The organism is Frankia canadensis (genome assembly GCF_900197875.1).
GTDB classification, from domain to species: Bacteria; Actinomycetota; Actinomycetes; order Frankiales; family Frankiaceae; genus Frankia; species Frankia canadensis.
Window position 1 is genome coordinate 1 of the sequence record NZ_FZMO01000186.1, and the last position, 7691, is coordinate 7691.

The following is a 7691-nucleotide window of genomic DNA, read 5'->3' on the forward strand; positions in this document are numbered from 1 at the left end:
CCGCCCCCCGCTCCCACCCCGGCGATGCCGAGGCCGGCCCGACCGCCCGGGGCACCAGGCATCGGCTCGATCTTCGTGCTCGCCTTCCTGGTGATCCTCGTCCCCGGCGTGCTCGCCTACGTCGTGCTGGACTGGGCGGGGCTGCCGATCGGGGCGGCAAGCCTGCTGGGCCTGCTGGTGGTCTTCCTCGGCCTGGGGTTCTTCCCGACCGTGCTGCGCCGACTCGGCTGGGTGCCGACGAAGAAGCGGAGGTCCTGATGGAGTTGCGCAAGCGTGCCGGCGGTCAGCCCGGTGGCTCCGGGCCGGGTCTGCTCGGCATCAACGCCCGGTACTTCGCCATCCGGGCGGTGCTGTTCGGCGTGGTGCTGGCGGTCGTGCTGCTGCTCGGCCTCGGCGGCCTGCTCGCGTTCGTGCTGGCGCTCGCGGTCAGCGGGCTGCTCAGCTATCCACTGGCGCTGCGGCAGCGGCGAGCGGTGATCGACGTGATGGAGAACCGTCGCGGCGGGCGGAGTTGAGCGGCGAGGTCCGGCCCCGGGTCGGCCACATCCAGTTCCTGAACTGCCTGCCGCTGTACTGGGGCCTGGTGCACTCCGGCGCCCTGCTCGACATCGAGCTGACGAAGGACACCCCGGATCGACTGAACGAGGCGCTCGTCGCCGGCGATCTCGACATCGGCCCGATCAGTCTGGTCGAGTACCTGCGCCACGCCGACGACCTGGTCGTTCTGCCCGACCTCGCGGTGGGCTCGGACGGGCCGGTGCTGTCCGTCGTGCTGAGCGCGGCGGTGCCGCTGGCCGAGGTGCGCACGGTCGCGCTCGGGTCGACGTCGCGCACCAGCGTGCTGCTCGCCCGGATGCTGCTGGAGGAGCTGCACGGCCTCGCGCCCACCTACGTGACGATGCCGCCGGACCTGCCGCTGATGCTGCGCGAGGCCGACGCGGCCGTGATCATCGGCGATGTGGCGCTGCGGGCGACCTACGAGGCGGAGCGTGGTGGGACGGATCATCCACTCGGCCTGATCGACCTGGGCGCCGCGTGGCGGGAGTGGAGCGGCCTGCCGATGGTCTTCGCCGTGTGGGCCGCCCGGCGGTCGTTCGCCGAGCGACATCCGGGCGTCGTCAAGGAGGTCCATGACGCCTTCCGCACCGGGCTGGACCTCGCCCTCGGCGACGTCGACCAGGTGGCGACGCGCGCGGCCCGGTTCGAGGTGTTCGACCCGGCGACACTGGCCCGCTACTTCACGACCCTGGACTTCCGGCTCGGCGAGCGGCAGCAGGCCGGTGTCCGCGCCTTCGCGGCCCGGGCGGCGCGCCGCGGCGACGTGCCGCCGCTGCGCGCCATGACGTTCGCCGACGTCTGACCGCCAGCCGCGAGCCGACCGTCAGACGGGTGGCTGGAACGCGTGGGACAGCCCCGCCGGCGGCGGCACCGGACGGTGGGTGTCGGCGGTGGCGAACCGGGCGATGCGCCCCTTGACCAGGGCGATGAGCCGGGGCGGTGTCGCCCGGCCACCCGGCGCGGTCAGAGACTCCTCCAGCGAGGCGGCGCCGTCGAGTCCGGCGACGGCCGGCTCGAAGGGCTCCGCGGGCTCGTGACCGGCGGCCGGGTCGGCGTCGACCGGCGGCGTCGCCTCGGGGACGCCGGGGTCGGCCGCGGCGCTGGGGACGGGCATGGACGGTCCGTCCGCGGGCCTCGCCGCCGGCTCGGGACCGGCGGCACCGGCACCCGGCGCGCCGAACTGCTCGAGCAGCGAGGCGATCATCCGCTCGTCCGGTCCGGTGAGCCCCTCCCGCGTCGGGGCGGTCGGGGTGGCCGGGTCGGGGGGCGTGGCGCAGGCTCGCCGGGCGGCCGCGTCGATGAGGCCGTTGACCGCGAGCGTCCAGGCACGTAGCCCCTCGTGCCCGGTGAGCTCGGTGAACACCGCCGCCTCCAGGCAGCAGGTGCTCGCGCCGGCCAGCTCGTCGACGTCGAGCAGTGAGATGGCGAGCAGGCCCGCCAGGTGCCCGGCGAGCATGAACAGGCGGAACTGCTGGTGCGGCAACAGGGGCATGCGCAGCAGGTTGTCGACGACGCTCTGGTGGTCGAGCACCCGGGCGGTGACGTCGGCCGGGTCGAGCCGGTCCGCCTTCGCGATGAGGTCGGCGACAAGCCGGTCGAGGTAGTCCAGCTCGCCGTCGGAGCGGCGGTGGTCGAGCAGGTCGGAGACGCGGCGGCGGGACTCGATCTCCGGGTCGGGCCGCCGGCGCAGCCGCTCGGCCCGGGCCGCGACGGCGGCCTCGCGCAGGTCGATGAGGGCACCGCCCGCCTCGAGCGCGGCGTCGACCGCCGCGATCACCGGCCGGGACGGGATGCCGCGGCTCGGCTGCTCCAGCTGGGCGATGTACTGGCGGCTGTAACCGGTGCGCCGGGCAAGCTCCTCCCGAGAGAGAACGCGTTCACAGCGACGCCGCCGGACCTCCGCAGGGAGCAGGTCTTCGGCGGTCGCCGTGCCATGCCGGCCTCGGCTCCGTTGCCGCATCTGTGACGTCCTTCCGCATGGCAGAGGTCGCCTCCCACCGAGGGAGGCTCAGCCTGAGGTGCGCCGCCTCTCGCGCCCGCTCGAGAGCCGGCAGGGATTCACTGGTAGTGATCAGATTACTCCATGGTGCACCCTTGTAGACTAGAGGCCGAAAGTCCCATACGCGAGCGGTTGCTTTGATTACTCTCTGTGACTTTGCGGCAGCCTGGGTGGTGGGCTATTGCTCATCGGAGTTTCTTGATCACGCAGTGGCGTGATGTCCGACTGCGAGCCGAGTCCCTGCCGAGATATTATGCCTCCTTTCTTGGGTTCTTGTTGGGAAACGGGGGGGGGGAGGCGTCGAACTACCGCCGAAAACTCCTGGAATCCCGGTAGATCCCCCGGCGGCCAATTCACGCGAGGGGCTAACGGACTGTCCCGTCGGGCCTGCGGCGCTTCGCCACGATCTGCGGGTATCAGTGGCATGACCGGCCTGGGTCATCCCCGGAAACCATCCTGAATGACGATGCGCGGGGCCGGGCGGGGCGCGTACAAAAGAATGGTGGATACCGGCCGTTCGGTGGACGCCCACACCGTCGGGCTCGGGTGGGACGGAGCCGTCGTCCCAGCTGCTGGCCCGGCCGCAGGGATAGCGCGTGACGGCGTCGGGGACGCTGTCGCCGCGTCGGGGCCGCCGGCGCGCCGGGTCGTCGTCGTCGACGACGCGGACGGCGTGCGCGACCTGCTCTGCCTCCTGCTCGGCACCGAGCCGGACTTCGTCGTCGTCGGCGCGGCCGCCAATGGCGTCGAGGCCATCGACGAGGTCGTCCGCACCGATCCGGACCTGGTCCTGCTCGATCTGGCGATGCCGGTGCTTGACGGCATCGGCGCGCTGCCACGGATCCGGCGGATCGCGCCGCGCGCGGTCGTGGTGATCTTCACCGGATTCTCCGAGGACGCGCTGCTCGACCGGGTGCTCGCTCTGGGCGCCGACGCGCTGCTGGAGAAGGGTCTGGCCACCGGCCCGCTGGTGGACCAGCTGCGCCGCCTGTGCGCCACCCGCCGACCGGCCTGACGCGTACTCGCCCAGCCTGGTTGTCCATATTGCCCATCGGTGCGCTAGACTTGGCGTAGCGCGCGGGCGGCGTGGGCCGTTCTGTGATGGTTTGCGGCGCCGGTGTGCCATGCGCCGAGGTCATGGGGCTCACAACTCGCCCATCGAACGAACTTCTGTGGAAACATGGGGCCGTGGTCATGCGCGCCCTCTCCCTCGGGGCGCCGGTCTCGCGAGCGTCGGACCGTTCGGTCGGCGTCGCGTCCCGGCGCGGGGCAGCGCTGTCTCCCGCAGCCGCGTGCCTGGTGATTGAGCCGATGCTCGTCGCCCGTCTGCACGTCGACCTGCTGCGTGTCTCCAGCGCGGGCTGTCGCCGCTCCCGCTGACGTCCCGCTCTGCCGTCCCCTCTGGTGCGGCGCCGTGTCGACGGTGTCGCATTTCCCCGCGCGTCGAGAGATCTCTCATGTCTTCTCCTGCCCGTCCGGCCCGATCCGCCGCGCGCCCGTCCCGTCCCAAGGGGGCGGGCCAGTGGGCGTTGGGCTACACCGAGCCGCTCAACGCCAACGAGCGGATGAAGAAGGACCAAGGCGGTCTCGAGGTGCGCGACCGCATCCTCAACGTCTACCCGCACACCGGTTTCGACGGCATCGACCCGCAGGACCTGCGCGGTCGGTTCCGCTGGTGGGGTCTGTACACGCAGCGCCGCCCGGGCATCGAGGGCGGGCGCACGGCGGTGCTGGAGCCCGAGGAGCTCGACGACTCCTACTTCATGCAGCGGGTGCGCCTGGACGGCGGGCGGATGACCGCGGACCAGCTCCGGGTCATCGCCGACATCTCCACCCGCTACGGCCGTGACGTCGCCGACGTCACCGACCGGCAGAACATCCAGCTGCACTGGATCCGCATCGAGGATGTGCCCGCGATCTGGGGTGCGCTCGAGGGCGCCGGCATGACGACCGCCGAGGCCTGCGGGGACACCCCCCGGGTCATCCTCGGTTGCCCGCTGGCCGGCGTCGACGGCGACGAGGTCATCGACGGCACCGACGTCATCGACGAGGTGGTGCGCCGCTTCGTCGGCGACCCGACGCTCGCGAACCTGCCCCGCAAGTTCAAGACCGCGATCTCCGGCTGCGCCGACCACTGCACCCTGCACGAGATCAACGACGTCGCGTTCGTCGGTGTGGTCCACCCGGAGCTCGGCGCGGGCTACGACCTGTGGGTCGGCGGCGGGCTGTCGACCAACCCGCACCTGGGGGTCCGCCTCGGCGCGTTCGTGCCGCCGGAGCGGGTCGCCGAGGTCTGGCACGGCGTCGCCGCCCTGTTCCGCGACTACGGCTACCGCCGCCTGCGTACCCGCGCCCGGCTGAAGTTCCTCGTCGCGGACATGGGCGCCGAATGGGTGCGCACCACCCTGGAGAAGGAGTACCTCACCGCGGCCCTGCCCGACGGCCCGCCGCCCGCGCCTCCGCGCACCGAGGGCCGCGACCACGTCGGCGTGCACCGCCAGCGCGACGGCCGCAACGCGGTCGGCTTCGCCCCGCGCGCCGGGCGGCTCACCGGCACGACACTGCGCGCCGTCGCCGACCTCGCCGACCAGTACGGCCAGGGCCGCATCCGCGCCACCACGACGCAGAAGCTCGTCATCCTCGACGTCGCCGACGACGCCGTCGACGCGCTCGAGACCGCACTCGCCGCGCTCGACCTGGTGGTGCGCCCCAGCGTGTTCCGCCGCGGCACGATGGCCTGCACCGGCATCGAGTTCTGCAAGCTCGCGATCGTCGAGACCAAGGGCAACGCCCGCGACCTCATCACCCAGCTCGAGCGCCGCCTGCCCGACTTCGACGAGCCGATCGGCATCAACATCAACGGCTGCCCCAACGCCTGCGCCCGCTTCCAGGTCGCCGACATCGGGCTGAAGGGCTCGCTCGTCCCGAACGACGCCGGCGAGATGGTCGAAGGCTTCCAGGTCCACCTCGGCGGTCACCTGGGCACCCACTCGCGGCTGGGGCGCAAGTCGCGCGGTCTGAAGGTCACCGCCGACCGACTCGTCGACTACGTCGCCGGCCTGCTGGAGACCTACCAGGCGCAGCGCGAGAGCGGGGAGAGCTTCGCCGACTGGGCCCAGCGCGCGGACGAGGCGTCGCTGGTGTCCAGGCCCACACCAGCGTCCAGGCCCACACCAGCGTCCAGGCCGGCAGGCACGCCCGCCACGGCGGGCGGTGGCACGGGTGGCTAGTGGTGGCCGCGCGGTGCCCTTCTACTGCCCGTACTGCGGCGAGGAGGACATCGTCCCGCAGCCCGCGCCAGACGGCGTCGCCGGCTCCGGGCATGGGCACTGGGCGTGCCGGTCCTGCCGCCGCGCCTTCCGACTGAGCCTGACAGCACTGGCAGCCGCCACGAGCACGCTCGCAGACGGTCCCACCTCTCACGACGGTCCCACCTCTCACGACGGTCCCACCTCTCACGACCCCACCTCTCACTACGAGGAGACGAGCTGATGGATGCCGCGTTGAAGACCCGGGCGCTGCGGGCCGCGGAGGACCTCGAGGGCGCGCCCGCCGAGGAGATCCTCGGCTGGGCGGCCGAGGAGTTCGGGTCGAAGCTGGTCGTCGCCGCCTCGATGGCCGAGGCGGTCCTCGTCGACATGCTCGCCCGGATCCGCTCCGACATCCCGGTCGTGTTCATCGACACCGGCTACCACTTCGCCGAGACGATCGGCACCCGCGACGCGGTCGCCGCCACCTACGATCTGCCGATCATCAGCGTCCGCCCGCAGCTCACCGTCGCCGGCCAGGACGCCGTCCACGGCGCGGACCTGTACCGCACCGACCCCGACCTGTGCTGCCGGATGCGCAAGGTCGTCCCGTTGGACCGGGCCCTGGCCCCCTACCGGGCCTGGGCCGCGGGTTCCCGGCGGGCCGAGTCCGCCGGCCGCAAGAACCTCAAGGTCGTCGACTGGGACGCGCGCCGCGGCAAGGTGAAGATCCATCCGCTGGTGACGTGGACCGACGAGGACGTCGAGCGGTACGTCGCCGAGCACAACGTCATCGTCAACCCGCTGCTGTCCGACGGCTACGAGTCCGTCGGCTGCTGGCCGTGCACCCAGCGCGGCGCCGGCCGTGCCGGCCGCTGGGCCGGCTCCACCAAGACCGAGTGCGGCATCCACTGACCCGTCGTGTGACCGTCATGGGGCCACGCGCGTGATCTCCTGCTGCCCGAGGTGAACAGATACGGTGCACGCCGTGGCGGACGGGCGAGGTGTCGGTGAGGTTTGGCTGGTCGGAGCTGGTCCGGGGGATCCCGGCCTGCTGACGGTGCGTGGTCGCGAGCTGTTGTCCACGGCGGATGTCGTCGTCGTGGACCGGCTGGCCACGGCGGTCCTGCTCGATGCGGCACCGCCTGACGCGGAGATCATCCACGTCGGCAAGAGCCCGACGGCTCGCTCCTGGGGCCAGGAGGAGATCAACACCGTCCTCGTCGACCGCGCCCGGGCAGGGGCACGAGTGGTGCGGCTCAAGGGCGGCGACCCGTACGTCCTCGGCCGCGGCGGCGAGGAGGCGGCGGCCTGCGCCGAGGCGGGCGTGCCCTGCGGCGTGGTGCCCGGGGTCACATCCGCGCTCGCGGTGCCGGCGCTGGCCGGCATCCCCGTCACCCATCGCGACGTCGCCCAGGAGATCGCCATCGTCTCCGGGCACCTGCCACCCGGCCATCCCGAGTCGACGGTTGACTGGACGGGGCTCGCCGAGTCCAGGGCGACCATCGTCATCCTGATGGGCGTCGCGCGGCTGATGGCGATCGCCGACACCCTGCTCGACGGCGGCCGGGCCGAGGACACCCCCGTGGCGGTGATCGAGCGGGGCGCCACACCGGCCCAACGGATCCTGCGCACCACCCTCGACGCCCTGGCCGTCGACGCGATCGCCGCCGGCGTCCGCTCACCCGCGGTGATCGTGGTCGGCGAGGTCGCCGCCCTCGACAGGGCCGCGGCGAGCATGGAGGCTCGCCCGCTGGCCGGCGTGCGCGTTCTCGTCGCCCGCACCCGGCCGCGGGCCGGTCTGCTGGCCCGCCGGCTGCGCGCGCTCGGCGCCGACGCGGTCGAAACCGTCGTCGCCCGGCCGGCGTCGGGGGTGGGGGTGGGCC

9 protein-coding genes are annotated in these 7691 nt (G+C 72.7%); 8 read left to right on the plus strand and 1 reads right to left on the minus strand.

Going from position 1 to position 7691, the window contains the following annotated elements; genetic code table 11:
- Positions 1–24 precede the first annotated feature (24 nt).
- From C1A33_RS15970 to C1A33_RS15980, 3 genes are read left to right on the plus strand one after another with little or no spacing between them, the layout of a single operon-like run.
- Positions 25–258, plus strand: a complete 234-nt coding sequence (locus C1A33_RS15970; protein WP_101832287.1) for a hypothetical protein — start codon at positions 25–27, stop codon at positions 256–258.
- Entirely contained in the window at positions 258–515 is a 258-nt protein-coding gene (locus C1A33_RS15975; RefSeq protein WP_101832288.1) for a hypothetical protein, read from the plus strand. Before C1A33_RS15970 ends, C1A33_RS15975 begins: the two co-directional genes overlap by 1 nt.
- Positions 512–1360 carry a menaquinone biosynthetic enzyme MqnA/MqnD family protein gene (locus C1A33_RS15980; RefSeq protein WP_101832289.1) on the plus strand — a complete coding sequence of 283 codons (849 nt, stop codon included), beginning with the start codon at positions 512–514 and terminating at the stop codon, positions 1358–1360. Before C1A33_RS15975 ends, C1A33_RS15980 begins: the two co-directional genes overlap by 4 nt.
- 21 nt (positions 1361–1381) lie before the next feature.
- Here C1A33_RS15980 and C1A33_RS15985 read toward each other — a convergent pair whose 3' ends face one another.
- Entirely contained in the window at positions 1382–2518 is a 1137-nt protein-coding gene (locus C1A33_RS15985; RefSeq protein WP_101832290.1) for a helix-turn-helix domain-containing protein, read from the minus strand.
- 499 nt (positions 2519–3017) lie between these two features.
- Between C1A33_RS15985 and C1A33_RS15990 the strand changes: the two genes are divergently transcribed.
- The 5 genes from C1A33_RS15990 to cobA form a co-directional block, all read left to right on the plus strand.
- Entirely contained in the window at positions 3018–3572 is a 555-nt protein-coding gene (locus C1A33_RS15990; RefSeq protein WP_101832291.1) for a response regulator, read from the plus strand.
- A gap of 179 nt (positions 3573–3751) precedes the next feature.
- Entirely contained in the window at positions 3752–3937 is a 186-nt protein-coding gene (locus C1A33_RS38370) for a putative leader peptide (RefSeq protein ID WP_341477229.1), read from the plus strand.
- Between the two features lie 77 nt (positions 3938–4014).
- Positions 4015–5787 (plus strand): nitrite/sulfite reductase, encoded by a 1773-nt coding sequence (locus tag C1A33_RS16000; protein WP_101832293.1) that lies wholly within the window; start codon positions 4015–4017, stop codon positions 5785–5787.
- A 261-nt stretch (positions 5788–6048) separates the two neighbouring features.
- Positions 6049–6720 (plus strand): phosphoadenylyl-sulfate reductase, encoded by a 672-nt coding sequence (locus C1A33_RS16010; protein WP_101832294.1) that lies wholly within the window; start codon positions 6049–6051, stop codon positions 6718–6720.
- 73 nt (positions 6721–6793) lie between these two features.
- Positions 6794–7691 (plus strand): uroporphyrinogen-III C-methyltransferase (cobA, locus tag C1A33_RS16015; RefSeq protein ID WP_243407607.1); only part of this gene is annotated, 898 nt, incomplete at its 3' end.